Below are 18278 nucleotides of genomic sequence, written 5' to 3'. Positions count from 1 at the left end.
CGACCCACGGCTGCTGGATGCCTAAAATCGTCGCTTGAAAATCTCGATCACGCATGCCTCGGGGTACAACGAAGCGGCTCGGGGATACTTCTCCCGAGCCACCACAATTCCCGAAGACCCGATAAATCTCGACCGCTCCCTTACATCGAGTCTGGGGCTGAGACGCCGAGGATCCGCAAGCTCGAGGCGAGGACGGTTTTCGCCGCGATGGATAACGAAAGGCGTGCGCTCGTCAGCGCGTCGTCGTCTGTGAGGACGATGCAAGCGGTGTAGAACCCGTGAAAGTCGCCGGCCACGTTGCGTGCATATTCGGCGATCCGATGCGGAGCGCGGTCGTTCGCCGCGTCGACGACCGTGCGTTCGAAATCGCTCAAGCGCCGAGCGAGCGCGATCTCGGTCGGATGGGCGAGGTGCGCGACATCGGCCGCCGTGCGGGCACGGTCGAGGAGCGCCGACTTGCCGGTCTCCGCGGCTTTGCGGAGGATCGATGCGATTCGCGCGTGCCCGTACTGGACGTAGAACACCGGATTCTTCTGCGAATGCTCGACGGCGAGCGCGAGATCGAAGACGAGGTGCGACTCCGGGGCGCGCTCGATGAAGAAAAAACGCGCGGCGTCGACGCCGACTTCGTCCATCACCTCGGCGAGCGTCACGGTGTTCCCGGCGCGCTTGCTCATCGCGACGACCTCGTCGCCGCGTTTGAGGGTCACCTGCTGCGCGATGAGCACCTCGATACTGCCGGGATGACCGAGCGCCGCGACGAGCGCGCTCAAGCGCGCGATGTAGCCGTGATGGTCAGGCCCAAGGATATTGATGAGATACTTGTAGCCGCGCCGCAGTTTGTCGCGATGGTATGCGGCATCGGCTGCCAGATACGTCGGTCGTCCGTCGCTGCGCCGTATCACGCGGTCGCGGTCATCGCCGACGTCGGTCGAGCGGAGCCAGATCGCCCCGTCCTTCTCATACGCGAAGCCGCGCGTCTGCAGGTCGGCGACGACGTCGTCGATCGCGCCGCCGTCGTGGAGCGTTTTCTCCGAGAACCAGACGTCGAAGTGGACGCCGAACCGCTCCATGTCGGCGCGCTGTTCTTCGACGATGACGTCGCGTCCGAACTTGCCGAGCACGCGGCGCCGCTCATCGGGATCTGCGTCCAGCCACTTGTCGCCATCGCGGTCGCGGAGCGCGCGCGCGACGTCGATGACGTAGTCGCCGGGGTAGCCGTCCTCCGGGAACGGTACATCGACCCCGAAGAGCGCGGAGTAGCGCGCATAGAGTGAAGCGGCGAGCGTGTCGAGCTGCGCGCCCGCGTCGTTGACGTACGTCTCCGATGCTGTCGTCGCGCCGGCGAAACGGAACATCTCGACAAGCGTCGCGCCGAGCGAGCCTGATCGTCCTTGGACGACGTTGAGCGGTCCGGTTGGATTGGCAGACGTGAACTCGATGAGGACGGGACCGGCTTCCGCCAACGCATCGGAGCGTCCGTAGTCGTCACCGCGCTCGAGCACTTCGGCGATGACGCCGCTCCAGAAGCCGGGTGCCATCCGCACGTTGACGAAGCCGGGTCGAGCCGCTTCGAGCGACGCGACGCCGGCGATGCCGCCATCGCGAGGATCCGCGAGCGCCGACGCGACCTTCATCGGATCGCATTTCCATAGCTTTGCGGCCGCCAGAGCGACGGGCGTGGCGAAATCGCCATGCGACGGGTCGCGCGTCGGCGGGAGCGTCACGCGCGGAATAGCGTCTGCGGCAGCGCCCACGCTTCGCGCGGCATCGACCAGACGCGACTGAAGCGCTTCTTCGACGATCGCCAACGCCGCGAGGTGACGGCTCTTCATCCGCCGCTATTAGCCCGGCCAGCCGAAGCGCCCTTCGTCGACGCGTCAGCGATGATACGGTTCGCCGCGCAATATCTTCGCAGCGCGATAGAGCTGCTCGAAGGTGATGAGCCGCGCCATCTCATGCAGGAACGTCAGCGGCGACAACGACCAGCGCAGTTCGGCGCGCGCGAGCACGCTTTCGTCCAAGCCGTCGGGTCCGCCGATCGCGATGACGAGCCGCCTCTTGCCGGATCGCTCGACGTCGCCGACGCGTCGCGCAAGGTCGGTCGACGACATAGCGACGCCGGCGCGATCGAGCGCCCACACGATGTCGTCCGGGTCGATCCGTTCGAGAATGCCGCGGCCTTCGAGCAAGACGGCGCCGGCGCCGGCCTCCTTACGCGTCTCGATCACGGTGACGCCGTAATACCGCCCCAGTCGCTCGAGGTAGAGCGCGCATCCGGTCCGGGCATATGGCTCGCGCAGTTTATCGACGGCGACGATCGCTACGTTCATCTCGAGCGCGCGTTCGGCGCTCGCTCTCGCTTCACCGCCGCGTACGTGCCGCCGGGCAACCGTTTCGCGAGACCTTGGATCTCGAGCAGCGTCAGCCGCGCGAGCATCGCGGGCAGTTCCATCCCGCACGCCGCTGCGAGCTCGACGACGTCGACGCCCGCCGCCGTGAGCCGCGCGAGGACTGGATCATCGCGCGAAGACTCCGTGGCCTTCTCGCGCTCGAACAGCGCATCCCAACCGAGAAGCGACGCGATGTCGGCACCGCTCGTCACCAGCGTCACACCGTCCTTGATGAGGTCGTTCGTGCCCACGCTGGTCGGCCGCGTGACGTCGCCGGGGATCGCGTACACGTCTCGACCGAGATCGCCCGCGAGCCGCGCCGTGATAAGCGCGCCGCTCCGACGTCCTGCTTCGACGACGACCGTTGCGCGCGCGAGCGCAGCGACAAGGCGGTTGCGCATCGGGAAGTGGTGAGCTCGTGCGGCCTCACGAGGCGGGAACTCCGACACGACCGCCCCGCCGGAAGCGACGATCTCGTCCGCGAGCAATGCGTGATAGGGTGGATAGAGCGCCGAAATACCCGATCCGATGACCGCGACGGTCGGCGCTTTCGCCGCAAGCGCGGCGCCGTGCGCGCACGCATCGATCCCGCGCGCGAGCCCTGACACGATACACGCGCCGAAAGCGCCGAGATCGGCGGCTAGGGATCCGGCAACCTGACGCCCGTACGTCGTCGCAGCTCGACTCCCTACGATCGCGATCGCCCGCGCGCCAAGCGCTTCTATCGAGCCCCTCACATAGAGGAGCGGAGGCGGGTCGGGGAGATCGTTGAGCGCCACTGGATAGTCTGCGTCACGATCGCGCACGAGACGCGAACCGCTCGCAGCGAGCGCCTCGATCGCGCCATGCGCCTTATCGTCTTCGATAGCGCGTAGGCGCTCGATCGCCGAACGGCTCAGCGCCGGCGCTCCTTCTGGCGGTGCGTCGTGTTCTGTGACCCACGCAAGGATTTCGCGAGACGATCCGCATTTATCGAGCCACGCGCGAAGCAGGCGCGGCGTCCACACGAGCGCCCCCGCCACCGCCATCGCGTAGCCATCGTCGAGCGAGTCCATGATCTCGACATCACGCCGGTCGCGCGCGGCGTCAAAATAGCGGAGGTTAGAGGAGCGTCGCGAGCTCGGAAAGGTCGGCGACGCGCGGTGCGCGATCGAACGCGGCGTGACGCCCAGTTCGGTCGATGAGCACGGACCGCAGCCCAGACCCCAGCGCGCCTTCGACGTCATGTTCGATCGAGTCGCCGACGTGGAGCGCCGCCGAGGGCCGTACGCCGGCACGCCTCAGCGCTTCGGCGAAGATCTCCGGGTGGGGCTTCTCGTGCCCAAGCCGCGCGGAGTCGATGATGACGTCGAAAGGCGAGTGGAGATCGATGCGTTTCAGGACGTCTTCGAGGTCGCCCGTCCAATTCGAGATGACGCCGAGCCTGATGCCGCGAGCCTTCAGTCCGGCGAGCGAAGGCCGTACGTCGTCATAGACGTGCCATCCCAAGCGCTTGGAGAACGTCCGATAAACCGGCTCGGCGAGACCGATGGCGGCGGGATCGACGGCGCAGCCTTCGAGCACGATGCGATGATACTCGATCCAGAACGCGTCGACGCGATCGACGGAATACGGACGACGAACGCTCGCCGGAGTTCGCGGCGCGAGCATCACGTTGGCATCGCTCACCGCATTTCCAAGCCGAGTGTCGTCTATCGCGATACCCAAGTCGGAACATACCTGCAAAAATAAGATTTCTTGGGGCGGGTCCATACACAGGAGCGTGTAGCCCGCGTCGAAGAAAACTGCATGAACGTCGTCCCGTTCCATGATGACGAACGGGCCTTCGTAGCTAGGGCATGCGGTCCTTCGCGGCGGCTTGCCCCGATGACCCGATGATAGGAGTGACTCGATGCCGGAAGCGTACTGCGTGAAGTGCAAGGCGAAGAAAGAGATCAAAGACCCGACACAGGTCACGATGAAGAACGGCCGCCCCGCGGTCCAAGGCGTGTGCCCCGATTGTTCGACGAAGCTCTTCAAAATCGGAGCTTCATCCTAGGATCCCCATCCGTTGCTTTGCCCCGTCTGTCGCAGCGGCGACAGCCGCGTCGTCGATAGCCGCGAAGACGACGCCGCGGTGAGGCGCCGGCGCGAATGCCAATCGTGCCGGCAACGATTCACCACCTACGAGCGCATCGAAAGCGGGCGCCTCTTCGTCGTCAAAAAGGATGGCCGCCGCGAACCTTTCAATCGCGACAAAGTCATCGGCGGCCTCCGCAAGGCGTGCGAGAAGCGGCCGATCTCCGATGCACAGATGCAAGAGGTCACCGACTCGATCGAGCGCGATCTCTACGCACGCGGCGAGAGCGAGATCCCGTCGAGCGCGGTCGGCGAGCTCATCATGGGTGCGCTGCGAACGCTCGACAAAGTCGCCTACATCCGCTTCGCCTCAGTCTATCGCGAGTTCGATCTCCAGACGTTTCAAGAAGAGCTGGCACAACTGCTCGGCAAGCCGCAGCGCTAGCGGATCGTTCGCGTCGTGAGCGAGCGCGGTGACGACGCCGTCGTCGTCGAGATCCGCGTCTTGCCCGGCGGAGAAGGTCTGCCGCTTCCTTCCTATATGTCCGCGGACGCCGCAGGCTGCGATCTTTTCGCCGCCGTCGAGACCGATCTCACGCTTGCGCCCGGTGGACGTGCGCTCGTGCCGGCGGGGATCGCGATCGCGCTGCCGCGCGGGTACGAAGCGCAGGTGCGCCCGCGAAGCGGCCTCGCCATCAAGCACGGCGTCACATGCTTGAACTCACCGGGAACGATCGACGCGGACTATCGCGGCCCGGTCGGCATCGTCCTCATCAACCACGGCAGCGAACCCTTCGTCATCCGAAGGGGCGAGCGCATCGCGCAGCTCATCGTCGCGCCGGTCGAACGCGCGCAGTTCAGACGCGTCGGCGAATTGCCGTCGACCCAGCGCGACAGCGGCGGCTTCGGATCGACCGGCACGACCGGCGGGACCTGACGTGCGCGCGCTGATCGTCGGCGCGGGCGCGGTCGGCACGTATCTCGCCGCGCGTCTCCGCCTTGGCGGACACGAACCGGTACTACTCGCGCGGCCCGCGACGGCCGACGCGATCGCGCGCAGCGGCGTCACGCTGCGAATCGGCGATGACGAATGGCCCGTGTCGGTCGGCTCGGCCTCGGCGGCAGGCGATAGATCCTTGCGCGATCCTTTCGAACTCGCCGTCGTCGCCCTGAAAGCGTACTCGACGGCCGAGGCGATCGAATCGCTGCGTGCGGTACGCGCGTGCGCCGAGTCGACGATCCTCAACGTTCAGAACGGGTTGGGTAACGAAGAAGCGTTTGCCGCCGCGTTCGGAGCCGACCGCATCGCCGCGGGAGCGTTGACGACAGCCGTCGAGAAAAAAGATGAGACGACCGTCGTCGCAGCCGCCAAAGGCGGCCTATCGTTCGCACCCGTGGGATCGACGCCGCACAACTGGTTGCTGCCGGCCCTGGAGTCCACGGGATTGCGCACGCGGGCTGCGGGTGATTGGCGTGCGCTCAAATGGTCGAAGCTCTGCATGAATCTCATCGCGAACGGCGTGTGCGCCGCGCTCGATTGGACGCCGGCGCAGGTCTACGCGAATGCCGGCGCGTTCGCCGTCGAGCGCGAGTCGCTCGTCGAAGCGGTCGACGTCATGCGCCGGCTGCGCATCGCTCCCGTCGGCCTCGTCGACTTTCCTGTGCCGCTGCTCGTCGCGGCTATATCGCTGCTGTCGCCGTCCTTGCTGCGCGGCGTGCTCGCGAAGCGCGTCGCCGCGGCGCGCGGCGACAAGCTACCGTCGTTGCTCATCGACGTGCGCTCCGGGCGTAAAGTGACCGAGGTCGACGCGCTCAATGGAGCCGTCGCACGCGCTGCGGAAGGCGCGGGTGCCTCCGCGCCGGCGAACGCCGCGATCGCTCGCATCGTCTCTGGCATCGCATCGGGAGCGATCGAGCGCACCGAGTTTCGCGGGAAGCCGGATTCGCTGGCGGCTGAAGTCGCTCGAGGCCGGAAGCATTGAAGCGAATCATCGCGATCGGCGGCGGCGCTTTTTCCGCGCGCACGCCTCGGCCGACGTTCGATCGATGGCTGCTCGCTCAGACCCGCAAACGCCGTCCGCGGGTATGCTTCATCCCGACCGCCTGCGGAGACAGCGCCGCGACCATCCGACGCATCGAAGCGACTATCAAGCGGCTCGGCGGACGTCCGACGACGCTCGCGCTCTACGCGGCGCCGACCGAAGATTTCACGCGCCTGCTCAGCCGCCAAGACCTCATCTTCGTCGGGGGCGGCAACACGTATAACATGCTTGCGCTCTGGCGGCTCTGGAAGCTCGATACAGCGGTTCGCCGCGCGTATGACCGCGGGGTCATCCTGTCAGGTTCGAGCGCGGGCGGACTATGCTGGTTCGAGTCCGGCCTCACCGACTCGTTTCCCGGGCGCTTCGATCGGATGTCATGCCTCGGCTGGCTGCGCGGCAGCTTCTGCCCACATTTCGATACCGAGGCCGGCCGCCAACGGGTCTATCGCAGACTGATCAAGACGGGTAAGTTGCCCGCAGGCTATGCGGTCGACGATGCGGTCGCGCTCGAGTTCGTCAACGGCCGGCTCGCGCGCGCCGTCAGCTCGCGGCGGTCGTCGGCCGCGCTTCACATCCGGCGCGGCATAGGAAGGCTCATCGAGACCGAACTCGAGATCGATCGCACCTAGGCCGAGACGTTCGCGCTCGGGCACCGATCGGCAAGCTCGCATGCATCGCATGCGGGTTTTTTCTTGCACGGACCGATCCCGGCGAATAGCGCGAGCGTCGCTTCGAGCGCGTACGGATCGCGGCCGAGCCGCTGCGCGGCGCCGCCGAGCAGCTTTTGAAGCGCGGGCGACGGCGCATCAGGTCCGATAAAACCAAGCCGCTCGACGACTCGGCGTGCGCCGGGATGCGCGAACGCCGTGAAAAAACCTAGATGCTTGAGGACTTGGCCCGCGGTCGATTCGCCGAGGTGGACGAAGTCCTCGCGAAGCATGCCGCTAAGCGCTAGCCATCCGCTCGCAGGATCGTCCGCCGCCGCAGCGCTCGCGATCCGGCCGACATACGTGCCGTGGGCCTTCGCGAGCTCCATCCAGCGGCGAGCATTTTCGACGCACGCGTTGATCTTCGCCGCGTTGCGCACGATCGGCGCTTGGAGCAGCGACTCGACGCGTTTCGAGTCGTAAGCGGCGACGGCAGCGGGGTCAAAGCCGCTGAACGCCTCGGTGAAGCCGCCGGCCCGTGCCGCGACGGCTTCGTATCCGATCCCCTGTGCGAAGACGACCGTGCACAGCCGGCCGAACGCCACGCGATCGTCAGCCGGCGCATCGTGCTCCGACACGTACCGGCGGATGCGTGCGGCCGCTTCGTCCGCCCCGAGAGCGGAATCGACGGAACGCTCGACGTGGCGCACGAGCGTCGCAAGCTTGCGGGTATCGCCCGCGCGTTTCGCCGTGGCGGATGTCGCGATCATCGTTGCTTCCTCGTCGGTCGTTTGCATCTCGCGCACGAGCGCGCGAGCGGCGGGAACGGCAGCGGGTGCGAGCGCCGCCATTCGAAACGTCTGCCGCCACGACACACCCGGCCGGCGCGAGAGCGCGACAAGACGGCGCGCGAAAAGCCGCACGGATGGCCGAGCCGCTGCTACTACTGCACGGACGCCGCACGCGATGACGGTCGCATCTATGAGGCAGAGACGGGCCGCTTTGGCGGCGGGCGCGAGCGCCGCGTTCACCGCGCGTGCATTTTCGCCGACGAGCGATCGTCGCAGCCGGACGGTATCGATGGCGACGAACCAGTGCGGCATCCCCTTGCCGCTGTCACGCGCGGGAGCGCTCCCGACAATGGTTGAAACGTTCGCGCGGGAGGTAACGCCATGCCGCCTGAGACTACGTCGATTGTCGATGACCCGACGCAGGACGTCGAAGACCATCCGCAGATCCGCGACGTCAACGAAGAGCACGAAAAGAGCCTCAGTCCCATCGAGAAGTTCTGCAAGGCTATCGCCGACGCTACAGGTGCGCCCCTTGCGCTGTTCCTCGCCATCGCCTTCCAAGTCGCGTGGGTCATCGTAGGAATGGCGACGCGCTTCGATCCCTATCCGTTCGTCTTCTTGCTCACGATCTCGAACATCATCCAGCTCATCCTGATCTTCATCATCGCCGTCGCCGAAAAGCAATCCGCAGAACACGCCGAGTTGCGCGCCGAAGCCGATCACGAGAATATCTCGCGGCTGCTCCGTCACCAAGAAGTACAGGAAGAACTGCTGCTGCGGATCGCCACGCAGACGCAGGTCGACGTCGCCGATATCAAACGCGCCCTCGCTCAGCTCATGAAGGCGGCATGATGACCAAGGTCAAGCTCACGTATTTCGTCGACGTCCTCTCGTCGTGGTGTCTCATCGCTGAGGATGCGCTCGACCGCGTCCGGCGCGAGTTCGGCGAACGGCTCGACTACGAGTGGCGGATCGCGTCTCTGCGCGATTCGCTCGATTACTCGCGCGAGATGCTCGAGTTCTACTACAAGCGTACGAACGCGGTGACCGGTACGATGCTCAACTCGGTCTGGCTCGAGGGGCGTGAGGACGGCCCGAAGTGGGCCGACCTTGCCGCAGAAGCGGCCCGCGGGCTCGGCTGCGTCGATGACCGCGTGCGGCTCGCGCTCGCGCGCGGTGCGATGATCGAGGGCCACCACATGGGCCGGCGTGACGTGTGCGTCGCGACTGCGGCGAAAGCAGGCGATCTCAAGGCGGCCGATCTGGAACGCGCGATGGACGACCCGCAGACGCTTGCGCGGATCAAGGCGTCGAGCGAAGCCTTCGCGGCGTACAACGTGCAGGTGCGGCCGACGTTCGTCGTCCGCAATCCGATCGGCGACGCGTACGTGCTGTCGGGTTGCTGGCGGTACGAACTGCTCGCGCAGGCGGTACGTGACGCGATCTCCGATGCCGGCGTTTACGCGACGTTCATGAGCGAGAACAAGGCACCGGCCGGTGTGGTCTAGAGCGAAGCGAGCAGCCGCCGCATTCGTCCTCGTCGGGATCTGCGCCGCCGTCGCCTGCATGGGAGTGCAAGCATACGTCGTGCGCGCGACTGGTGAGTCGCGCTTCGCATCGGTCGCTGCGGTACCATCGCGACCGGTCGCTCTCGTCTTCGGGGCATACGTCATGCCCGACGGCACGCTGTCTGCGATGCTCGCGGATCGCGTCGATGCGGCCGTCGCGCTCTACCGAAGCCACAAGGTCGAGCATATGTTGTTCTCGGGCGACAACAGCCGGCCGGATTACGATGAGGTCACCGCGATGTTCGCGTATGCCTTGCACCGCGGCGTGCCGCGCGGCGCGATCACGCTCGACTACGCCGGCTTCGACACCTACGACAGCTGCTATCGAGCGAGAGCGATCTTCGGCGTCACGCGGGCGATCCTCGTGACGCAAGAGTACCATATGCCGAGAGCCGTCTACGACTGCACGAACCTCGGCATCGATGCGGTCGGGCTGGCGACGCCGGATTGGGGCGTCTACGACGTGCCCATGATGTTGACGTATACCGCGCGAGAGTCTATCGCCGACGTCAAATCGATCTGGGACCTGCACGTGAGCCATCGCGAGGCCACGCTCATGGGCCCGTATGTCGGACTTCGCTAGCGTCTCTTAGACCTCCCAAAGCGAACGGTCGAGACTGCGATAGCCGATCGCTTCAGCTAGATGCGCGGGCGCGATGGATTCGAGCCCATCGAGGTCGGCGAGCGTCCGCGCGACGCGCAAGATCCGATCGTGAGCGCGCGCCGATAAGTGAAGCCGAGCCACCGCGGCGCCGAGGACTTGGCGACCGTGTCCATCGAGCGTGCAGAAATCGCGTAGCTGCTTGACTGCAACGGCTGCGTTGCATAGCCCGCGTCCACGTTGACGTTGTCGCGCTCGAGCCACCTCGACGCGCGCGCGGATCGCAGCCGAGGGCTCTGCAGCGCTGTGGCGTGACATGTCCTCGTAGGGCAGCCGCGGCACCTCGACGTGGATGTCGATGCGGTCGAGAAGCGGGCCGGAGACGCGCGATAGGTACTTGCGGATCGTCTGCGGACTGCACGAGCAGCCTCGAAGCCGATCGCCGTGGTACCCGCACGGACACGGATTCAGGCTCGCGACGAGCATGAAGCGCGCCGGATACGTGACGCTACCGGACGTGCGACTGACCGTCACGCTGCCGTCCTCGAGCGGCTGGCGGAGAACCTCAAGGACGCTTCGCGGAAACTCGGGCAGCTCGTCTAAGAAGAGCACGCCGTGGTGTGCGAGCGAGACCTCGCCGGGTCGTGGAGTCGATCCTCCGCCGACGAGCGCGTTCGCCGTGACCGTATGGTGGGGTGAGCGAAACGGCCGCGTCGTCACGAGGCGCGATTTCTCGCGCAGGAGCCCGCTGACGCTATAGAGTTTCGTGACGTCGAGCGCCTCGTCGGTCGACATCGAGGGCAATATGGAAGGCATGCGTCTTGCGAGCATCGTCTTGCCGCTTCCCGGCGCACCGACCATGAGGACGTTGTGCCCGCCGGCCGCGGCGACTTCCATCGCGCGTTTGACGCGCTCTTGACCGCGGACGTCCTCGAAGTCTTCGGCATACGTCGGAACCGTGGTCTCCGGATGCGAGCCGCGGCTCGCGGCGCCGCCCGATCGCACGCCGATCATGCTTCGTCCAAGCGCGACTTCGACCGCCTGATGGAGCGTCCGCACCGGATGAAGCACAAGGCCATCGACGAGCGCCGCCTCTGCGAGATTGTCCGCCGGCAAGACGAGGTGTCTGAAGCCGGCGCGTTTGATGCCGATAGCGATCGGCAGCACCCCGCCTACCGGCTTGACCGCGCCGTCGAGCGCCAACTCGCCGATGGCCACGAGGCTCCCGAGGCGCTTGGCGTCGAGCTGCTGGTCCATCGCGAGGACGCTGAGCGCGAGCGCGACGTCGAACGCCGCGCCTTCCTTGCGGATGTCGGCCGGCGCCAAGTTCACGACGACTTTGTACGTCGGGAAGAGGAAGCCGCACGACCGCACGGCTGCGTCGACGCGTTCTTTCGATTCTTGTATCGAACGGTCGGCGAGGCCGACGATGTGGATCGATGTCTGCGCGACCGGCACGCCGACGACTTCGACCCTGACGACATACGCCTCGATGCCGCGCACCGCGGCGGAGTATCCGATCGCTAACATCCGGCTTAGACTATCGCGCGCGCGCCATAGGCTGTGACAACCCGCGCTTGACCGTCGGTCCGAATTCGGACTATAATACCAGGAAAGTCCAACAGCCAGAAGACCGATAGGACGTAGCCACAGCCGCCGACATGCCTCGAACACCAACGCCACGCCACGAGCCGGCGCGCCACGCGCGCAACCGCTCGCTCATGAACGCCTTCGTCCGCATCGCCGACATGTGGGGGCTGTCGGCGGAGCAACAGCGCGTGCTTCTCGGCAACCCGTCGCGTTCCACGTATTTCAAGTGGCGCAAAGACGAGGATCCGCCGCTTCCGCCGGACACCCAAGAGCGGATCAGCTACATCCTCGGCATCTTCAAAGATCTCCAGATACTGCTGCCCGATCCCCGCGAAGCAGACACGTGGATCAAAGCATCGAACGCGAACCCGCTGTTCGGCGGCAAGAGCGCGCTCGACCGGATGCTGTCGGGCAAGGTCGCCGACCTTTACACGGTGAGGCAATACCTCGACGCCGAGCGCGGCGGTTGGGCATGAGCGATCCGCCCGTCAGGCGCATCGCCTGGCAGCCGTGCTACCGTCTCGTGCCGAGCCTCTATCCGTCGAAGAGTCTTTTCGAGCGCGTCGCGGACCCAGCCGACATCGACAACCTCATCGAGGCGGAAGCGGAGACGAACCCTCGCGTGCGCCAACAGCTCGGCGAGATGTCGCTCATCCCAGCGGCCGAACGGTTGCGGGGGCCGGGCAGCACGCCGATCATGGCAGCGTTCACGCACCTCAACCCGAACGGCAGCCGCTTCTCCGACGGCAACTACGGCGTCTTCTATGCGGGCCGTGCGCTCAACACCGCGATCCGCGAGACCAAGTATCACCGCACGAAATTCTTGCAAGAGACGCAACGCGGGCCGATGCATCTGCACATGCGGATCTACGCCGCGCACCTGAGCGCGTCGATGCACGACATCCGCGGCATGCGCGCCGCGTTGCCGAAGATCTACGACCCGGATTCGTACGCCGAGTCAAGCAAATTCGGCGTCAAGCTGAGGGCGGCCGGCTCGTTCGGCGTCGTCTACGACAGCGTCCGCGATCCCGGCGGGCAATGCGCGGCCGTGTTCCGGCCGAAGGCGCTGTCGCGCTGCCGGGAGATCGGCCATCTCCTCTACCACTGGGACGGCACCCGCATCAGCGGCGTGTTCCAGGAGCTCGAACGGGCGTAGCGTCTCGCTGACCCTCCATCGCGTACGCACGCGGCATGCCGCGTTGCTAGCATCCGCACAGGAGGGCTAGTGAAATGGCCAAGGGAGTGAAACGGCGGGTCGCGCTCGTCGCGATCTTGCTGACCGCCGGATCGTTCGGCGTGATGTCCAGCGCGCCCGCGCGGGCGATGATTGAGGCGGCGATGTCGTGCGCGTCGACAACGCCGTGTTTGGAATGGGATAACACGAAAAGCGGAGACGCCGTGAAGGGCGTCTCGAGCAACGGCGCGGGTCTGGAAGGGCTCACGAAGTTCAAGAGCGCCGGCAAGACAGTCGGCAAAGCTGGCGTACTTGGCCTGGACACGAGCACGAGTGGCGGACTCAACTCAGGCGTGAGCGGCGTGTCGGTCAACGGCGCCGGTGTGACCGGCACGTCGACCAACCTCAACGGCGTGCAAGGCTTCAGCGCTTCGGGAGCGAGCGGCGTCTACGGACAGAATTCGGTCGCGGGCGGGTTCGGCGTGGCGGGGCGCAACACGGCGACGACGCACGACAATGGCGGCGCGGGCGTGCTCGCCGACGGCGGCGCGCACGACGACGGACTGCACGCGTTCGGCACCGGATCGACCGCGAACGCGATCTACGCGTTCTCGCAGCAAGGATCGTCACTCGTCGCAAATCAGGGCGGCAATAACCTCGCTCCTGAGCTCGCGCTCGAAGACACGAACCCGAGCAACAGCAACGATATCATCCACGCCGATGGGCCCAACGGGACCGTGCTCAGCATGTCCAGCAGCGTCACGTGGTTCCACACCGATTTCGAGGTGAGCGCGCCGTTCGCGTCGGTATTCGAAGGCTCCGACTATCAGACGCCCCCGCTCAACGTCTACGGCGGCGGCTCCGGCACTGATTTCGAAGTGCTCACCGTCAACGACGTCAACGGCACCGACGTCGCCGGGATAACCGACATCGGCAACATCGGCATCAGCGGACTTCTCTATTCGGATGGTTCGTGCAGCGGCGGCTGTATCGTCAACCACAAGCGGGTGCACGCCGTTCGCGAGTATACGCCGGCCGAGAGCGAGCCGACGATCGAGGACAACGGCGAAGCGTCGCTCGTCGACGGCGTCGCGCAGGTCGCGCTCGATCCGAAATTCGCGAACATCATCAACGCCTACATACCGTATATCGTCACAGTGACACCTGAGGGCGATTGCCGCGGCCTCTTCGTGACGCAGCGTTCGGCGCACGGCTTCGTCGTACGAGAACTTCAGGGTGGACGCTCGAACGTCAGCTTCGGGTATCGGATCGTCGCGCATCGCTTCGGCGTGAGCGTCGCGCGATTGCCCATGGTCAACGTCCGCACGAATGCGAAGCCGCATCACCCGTCGACGCACATCTTCGGTGGCCGGTCATGAGGGCGGCGGCTCGTCTCGGCTTAGCTGCGGTGATCGCGGCAGGCGCGCTCGCTCTCGTCGCGACGAGCGCACCAGCGCGCGCGATGATCGAGTCGGTGATGACGTGCGGTTCGACCGCGCCGTGTTTGGAATGGGATAACACGAAGAGCGGCGACGGCGTGAAAGGTGTATCGACGAACGGCTCGGGCCTCGAAGGTCTCACGAAGTTCAAGAGCGCCGGCAAGCCCGCGGGGAAAGCGGGCGTGCTTGGCCAGGACACGAGCACGACAGGGACGCTCAACTCGGGCGTGACCGGTATATCGGTCAACGGCTCCGGTGTGACGGGGACGTCGACCAATCTCAACGGCGTGCAAGGGTTCAGCTCGTCTGCGGCGAGCGGCGTGTACGGGCAGAATTCGGCGGCCGGTGGTTTCGGCGTGGCCGGCCGCAACACGTCGTCGACGCACAACAACAACAGCGCGGGAGTGCTCGCCGACGGCAGCACCGCGAGCGACGCGCTCCACGCTTTCGCTTACGGTCCCAACGCTAACTCGCTGTACGCGTTCGCGCAGCAAGGCACCGCGTTGTTCGCGAATCAAGGGCCGAACGCGAGCTTGCCCGAGGTGTTCGTCCAAGGTGGCTCCGGCAGCATCAACGACATGATCGAAGCGGTCGACCCGAGCGGCAATGACATCTTCGCGGTCACCTCACAAGCGGGCACGTTCGTGACCAGCGGATTCATGGCGGACAGCGGTTGCTGTAAGCCGGCGGGCGAGTTCACGTCTTCCGGCTCGAATCCGGTCGTGTGGATGTTCGCCGGCGAGGCGAACACGTCCGACTACGTCATGTCGGCGTTCGACGGGAACGATGCGATGATGATGAATCTCGACGACCGCGGAAATCTCAGCATCTCGGGACTGCTCACGACCGCGGGTGCGTGCCATAGCGGGTGCGCGCTCGGAGGGAAGCGCACGCGCTCGGTCTCCGAGTACTCGGCGCTCGAAAGCGAACCGACGATCGAAGACACCGGCGATGCGGCGCTCGTGAACGGCGTCGCGCGGGTCGCGCTCGACCCTTCGTTCTCGAACGTGATCGATACGAACGCCGGCTATCGGGTGTTCGTCACGCCCGACGGCGACTGCCAGGGCTTGTACGTTGCGGCGCGCTCGCCGGGCGGCTTCGTCGTGCGGGAACTCGAAGGCGGCCGCTCGGATGTGCCGTTCGAATACCGGATCGTCGCCAGACGTTTCGGAGTCGATGCGGCGCGGCTGCCGATGGTCCCGGTAGCGCATGCCCAGCGGCAGCGCCACGCAAAGACGAAGCGGCCTCATTGAACGGCGGCCTGCGCGCAGAAGCTCGAGCAGCCCTTAGGCGATCGGTGTGACCGGTCTTGGCACGCGCCGTGGCGCGACCGAGACGACAACCACGAGTGCGCCGGCAGCCGCTAGGCCGGCGCACGCGAACATGACGATCCGATACGCTGCGAGATACGCGCCGTCGACCGCACGATGCACCAGCGCCTTCGTCGCAGCATCCGAGTCCGCCGGCGCGGTCGTCGCTGCCAGCGAGGCGCGCTGAGCCATGACGGCGCTCGCGACGGACGGCGGCACGCCGACCGCCTTGAGCTCGCGTTGCAAGTCGTTCGAGAAGAGAGAGAGGACGAGCGCGCCGAGACCGGCTATCGCGAGCATGCCCGCGACGCGCGATACGGCGTTGTTGACGCCCGAAGCGACGCCCATTTGGTCGGCGTCGGCGGCATCGATCGCGGTCGTCGTCAGCGGCGCGACGGTGAAGCCCATTCCGATACCGATGACGACGATCGCGGGCAGATACGCCGTCCAATAGTCGATGTGACCGCCGGCGAGCCCGAGCAGTACGAATCCGGCCGCGACGACGAGCGGGCCGACGACGAGCATGACGCGCGCGCCGATCTTCGGCATGAGCGCACCCGCGATCGGCGAGAGCGTGAAGATGATAGCGATGAATGGCAAGAACGCGAAGCCGGCGGCGGTCGGCGTATATCCGTCGACCTGGATCATCTCGAACGGCAAGAAGAACGTGACGCCGGCCAACCCGCCGTAGAGCAAGAGCGTCAGAGCGTTGACGGCGCTGAACGTCGGCGACCGGAATAGATCGAGCGGGACGAGCGGCGACTTCGACCGCGCTTCGATGACGACGAACGCGCCGAGCAGGATGACGCCGACGATCGTCCACGTCGTCGAGGCGAACGTGAGCCCGTAGGCGATGAGCCCGAGGCCGGCGGTGCACGCGAACGCGCCAAGCCAGTCGAGGTGATGGACGCGTTCGTGATCGCGGCTTTCGGGAACGGCTCGAAGCGCGATGATGACGACGCCGATCGCGAGCGGCACGTTGATGAAGAAGATCGACCGCCATGAGACGTGCTGGGCGAGGAAGCCTCCGAGCCCCGGGCCGAGCGCCGCCATGACCGCGGTCGCGCTCGACCACGTGCCGATCGCCTTGCCGCGCGACTGCTCGTCGAAGTTCGCGCCGATGAGCGCGAGGCTGCCCGGCGTCAGCATCGCGCTGCCGATCCCTTGGATGCATCGCGCGATGATGAGCGCAGCTGCGTTCGGTGCGAAACCGCACGCGATCGAAGCGGCGGCGAAGACGACGGTCCCGATGACGAACATCTTTCGCCGGCCGTAGTGGTCGCCGAGCGATCCGCCCGCGAGAATGAGCGACGACAAGAAAAGCGAGTAGCCGACGACCACCCATTGGAGCTGCACGGCATTGGCATGGAGGTCGGTTTGGAGCACGGGCAGCACGACATTGACGGCGGTGCCGTCGATGAAAACCATGCTCGAACCGAGTATGGTGGCTACGAGCACCGCGCTGCGGGCGCTTGTCATGGCGGCGGCATTCGCCCGGGGGATGCCCGTCGCCGCTTGAATAAACGGTGCTCTAGAGGCGCGTTCGAGCGCTCGATGGGGGTTAAGGTCACGACAACCCATCTATCCACATATCCACACGATTCTGCTTTTGCCGTGTGGATAGGAACGGCCAAATATGCCCGGAACCGCACATTTACGGTCCACGGTCCGGGATTTCAGCCCGCTGGTACTGGAGGGACGAATTGATATCCACAGCATTTCGCCGGTTTTTCATCGCGATGACACTCGTAGGACTCACCCTTTCGGTCACGTCCTGCTCCCAATCTCAGCAGCAATCGGGCGGTCCGAACGGAGCCGCCGGCGGCGGCAAGACCATCGGCGTGTCGATCCAAGACCTTCAGGCGCAGTTCTACGAAGATCTCGAAGCCGGCATGAAAGCGGAGGCCGTGAAGTACGGCTATACCGTCACCTTCGTCGACGCGAATCGCGATGCAGCGCGACAGCAATCGCAAGTCGAGGACTTCATCAGCAAGAAAGTCGACGCGATCGTTCTGACGCCGGCCGATTCGAAAGCGGTCGGCCCCGCGATCGTCGAGGCGAACCAAGCGAACATTCCGGTCTTCACCGCGGACATCGCGAGCACGGCCTCTCACGGCACGGTGATCGCTCACGTCGCGTCCGACAACATACAAGGCGGACGAGTCGCAGCCGATCTCATGTGCAAGGCGCTCGCGGGCAAGGGCACGGTCGCGATCATCGATCAGCCCGAGGTGACGTCGGTCCAAGATCGGGTGAAGGGTTTCAAACTTGAGGTGCAAGCGAAATGCCCGGCGGTGCAGATCGTCGCAGATCAAGACGCCGGCGGCGACGAGGGCAAAGCGGAGTCGGTCACCGACAACCTGCTCCAGCGCCTGCCCGATCTAGCCGGCATCTTCGGCATCAACGACAACTCCGCGCTCGGAGCGGTCGCGGCGGTGAAAGCGGCGAGCAAGATCGGCAAGATCAAGATCGTCGGCTACGACGCGAGTCCAATCGGACGCAAAGCGATCGACTCGGGTGAGATGATCGGCGATCCGCAGCAGCATCCAGATATGATAGGACAGTTGACGATCGACGCGATCCACGACTACTTCAACGGCAAGACGCCGAAGAAGGTCATACCCGTGAGTGTCGGATCGTACACGGGGCCCGTGAAGCCGTAGAG

The 18278-nt window shown here is 65.7% G+C and carries 20 protein-coding genes; 13 read left to right on the top strand and 7 right to left on the bottom strand.

All coding sequences use genetic code 11. The features are described 5' to 3' along the window. Positions 1 to 140 precede the first annotated feature (140 nt). The 4 genes from argS to VFO25_12160 are packed head-to-tail and all read right to left on the bottom strand — an operon-like array spanning position 141 to position 4061. On the bottom strand, positions 141 to 1835 hold the full coding sequence (argS, locus tag VFO25_12175) for an arginine--tRNA ligase (GenBank protein ID HET9343660.1): 1695 nt from the start codon (positions 1833 to 1835) through the stop codon (positions 141 to 143). Positions 1836 to 1880: 45 nt separating this feature from the next. Continuing rightward, positions 1881 to 2333, bottom strand: a complete 453-nt coding sequence (locus tag VFO25_12170; GenBank protein ID HET9343659.1) for a 23S rRNA (pseudouridine(1915)-N(3))-methyltransferase RlmH — start codon at positions 2331 to 2333, stop codon at positions 1881 to 1883. Then, positions 2330 to 3448, bottom strand: a complete 1119-nt coding sequence (gene dprA, locus VFO25_12165) for a DNA-processing protein DprA (protein HET9343658.1) — start codon at positions 3446 to 3448, stop codon at positions 2330 to 2332. The genes VFO25_12170 and dprA overlap by 4 nt, the downstream gene beginning before the upstream one ends. Before the next feature lie 46 nt (positions 3449 to 3494). Beyond that, complete coding sequence (locus VFO25_12160) at positions 3495 to 4061, bottom strand: HAD-IA family hydrolase (protein HET9343657.1); 567 nt, start codon at positions 4059 to 4061, stop codon at positions 3495 to 3497. A 241-nt stretch (positions 4062 to 4302) separates the two neighbouring features. Here VFO25_12160 and VFO25_12155 point away from each other — a divergent pair, with 241 nt between their 5' ends. The 5 genes from VFO25_12155 to VFO25_12135 are packed head-to-tail and all read left to right on the top strand — an operon-like array spanning position 4303 to position 7122. After that, on the top strand, positions 4303 to 4431 hold the full coding sequence (locus VFO25_12155; protein ID HET9343656.1) for a DUF5679 domain-containing protein: 129 nt from the start codon (positions 4303 to 4305) through the stop codon (positions 4429 to 4431). A 12-nt stretch (positions 4432 to 4443) separates the two neighbouring features. Then, positions 4444 to 4896, top strand: a complete 453-nt coding sequence (gene nrdR / locus VFO25_12150) for a transcriptional regulator NrdR (GenBank protein ID HET9343655.1) — start codon at positions 4444 to 4446, stop codon at positions 4894 to 4896. 15 nt (positions 4897 to 4911) lie between these two features. Then, positions 4912 to 5388 (top strand): dUTP diphosphatase, encoded by a 477-nt coding sequence (gene dut, locus VFO25_12145; protein ID HET9343654.1) that lies wholly within the window; start codon positions 4912 to 4914, stop codon positions 5386 to 5388. Between the two features lies 1 nt (position 5389). Continuing rightward, complete coding sequence (locus tag VFO25_12140; GenBank protein HET9343653.1) at positions 5390 to 6433, top strand: 2-dehydropantoate 2-reductase; 1044 nt, start codon at positions 5390 to 5392, stop codon at positions 6431 to 6433. Further along, positions 6430 to 7122 carry a peptidase E gene (locus VFO25_12135; protein HET9343652.1) on the top strand — a complete coding sequence of 231 codons (693 nt, stop codon included), beginning with the start codon at positions 6430 to 6432 and terminating at the stop codon, positions 7120 to 7122. The genes VFO25_12140 and VFO25_12135 overlap by 4 nt, the downstream gene beginning before the upstream one ends. Here the strand turns inward: VFO25_12135 and VFO25_12130 are convergent. Continuing rightward, entirely contained in the window at positions 7119 to 8243 is a 1125-nt protein-coding gene (locus VFO25_12130; GenBank protein ID HET9343651.1) for a DNA-3-methyladenine glycosylase I, read from the bottom strand. The two genes, VFO25_12135 and VFO25_12130, sit on opposite strands and share 4 nt — an antisense overlap. A 69-nt stretch (positions 8244 to 8312) precedes the next feature. Here VFO25_12130 and VFO25_12125 point away from each other — a divergent pair, with 69 nt between their 5' ends. From VFO25_12125 to VFO25_12115, 3 genes are read left to right on the top strand one after another with little or no spacing between them, the layout of a single operon-like run. Next, entirely contained in the window at positions 8313 to 8783 is a 471-nt protein-coding gene (locus VFO25_12125) for a DUF1003 domain-containing protein (protein HET9343650.1), read from the top strand. Further along, positions 8780 to 9439, top strand: coding sequence for a DsbA family protein (locus VFO25_12120; GenBank protein ID HET9343649.1), 660 nt, complete (start codon positions 8780 to 8782; stop codon positions 9437 to 9439). The genes VFO25_12125 and VFO25_12120 overlap by 4 nt, the downstream gene beginning before the upstream one ends. Further along, positions 9429 to 10082, top strand: a complete 654-nt coding sequence (locus VFO25_12115; GenBank protein HET9343648.1) for an ElyC/SanA/YdcF family protein — start codon at positions 9429 to 9431, stop codon at positions 10080 to 10082. The genes VFO25_12120 and VFO25_12115 overlap by 11 nt, the downstream gene beginning before the upstream one ends. Positions 10083 to 10088: 6 nt before the next feature. Here the strand turns inward: VFO25_12115 and VFO25_12110 are convergent, their stop codons facing one another. After that, positions 10089 to 11630: a YifB family Mg chelatase-like AAA ATPase gene (locus VFO25_12110; GenBank protein ID HET9343647.1), complete on the bottom strand. Its 1542-nt coding sequence runs from the start codon at positions 11628 to 11630 to the stop codon at positions 10089 to 10091. Positions 11631 to 11761: 131 nt separating this feature from the next. Here VFO25_12110 and VFO25_12105 point away from each other — a divergent pair, with 131 nt between their 5' ends. From VFO25_12105 to VFO25_12090, 4 genes are all read left to right on the top strand, one after another. Further along, positions 11762 to 12166 carry an MbcA/ParS/Xre antitoxin family protein gene (locus VFO25_12105; protein HET9343646.1) on the top strand — a complete coding sequence of 135 codons (405 nt, stop codon included), beginning with the start codon at positions 11762 to 11764 and terminating at the stop codon, positions 12164 to 12166. Beyond that, positions 12163 to 12846: an RES family NAD+ phosphorylase gene (locus VFO25_12100; protein ID HET9343645.1), complete on the top strand. Its 684-nt coding sequence runs from the start codon at positions 12163 to 12165 to the stop codon at positions 12844 to 12846. The genes VFO25_12105 and VFO25_12100 overlap by 4 nt, the downstream gene beginning before the upstream one ends. 74 nt (positions 12847 to 12920) lie before the next feature. Further along, the gene (locus VFO25_12095) at positions 12921 to 14243 is read left to right on the top strand and encodes a hypothetical protein (protein HET9343644.1); all 1323 of its coding nucleotides are present in this window, start codon (positions 12921 to 12923) and stop codon (positions 14241 to 14243) included. A gap of 29 nt (positions 14244 to 14272) precedes the next feature. Next, positions 14273 to 15556, top strand: coding sequence for a hypothetical protein (locus VFO25_12090; GenBank protein ID HET9343643.1), 1284 nt, complete (start codon positions 14273 to 14275; stop codon positions 15554 to 15556). 33 nt (positions 15557 to 15589) lie between these two features. Here VFO25_12090 and VFO25_12085 read toward each other — a convergent pair whose 3' ends face one another. Further along, entirely contained in the window at positions 15590 to 17092 is a 1503-nt protein-coding gene (locus VFO25_12085) for an MFS transporter (GenBank protein HET9343642.1), read from the bottom strand. A gap of 260 nt (positions 17093 to 17352) precedes the next feature. On the opposite strand from VFO25_12085, the gene VFO25_12080 reads away from it, so the two are divergent. Further along, positions 17353 to 18276: a substrate-binding domain-containing protein gene (locus VFO25_12080; protein ID HET9343641.1), complete on the top strand. Its 924-nt coding sequence runs from the start codon at positions 17353 to 17355 to the stop codon at positions 18274 to 18276. Positions 18277 to 18278: the final 2 nt, after the last annotated feature.

The organism is Candidatus Eremiobacteraceae bacterium, assembly GCA_035710745.1.
In the GTDB taxonomy this organism is placed as follows: domain Bacteria; phylum Vulcanimicrobiota; class Vulcanimicrobiia; order Eremiobacterales; family Eremiobacteraceae; genus JANWLL01.
This window is presented reverse-complemented; position numbering and strand designations above follow the sequence as displayed.